This is a genomic window from Halomonas sp. ND22Bw, from assembly GCF_003011945.1.
GTDB classification, from domain to species: domain Bacteria; phylum Pseudomonadota; class Gammaproteobacteria; order Pseudomonadales; family Halomonadaceae; genus Halomonas; species Halomonas halophila.
On sequence record NZ_PXWD01001689.1, the window covers coordinates 1 to 239 of the forward strand.

Here is a 239-nt window from a genome sequence, read left to right on the forward strand (position 1 = left end):
GATGGCGGCGCTGCAGGTGCTGGCGGTTCTGGTCGAATCCGCCAAGCCGATGAGCGAACTCGCCCGCCAGTTCGACCCCGTGCCGCAACTGCTGGAAAACGTCCGCTTCACAGCCGACAAGCCGCTGGAGACCGACAAGGTCAAGGCCGCCATCGCCGAGGCCGAGGCCGCGCTGAACGGCCAGGGCCGCCTTCTGGTCCGGCCGTCAGGCACCGAAAAGCTAATCCGCGTCATGGCCG

General features: G+C 67.8%; 1 pseudogene. It reads left to right on the top strand.

The window, feature by feature from the left end:
* Window positions 1–239, top strand: a pseudogene (gene glmM, locus CVH10_RS24015) (phosphoglucosamine mutase); the annotation flags it as partial.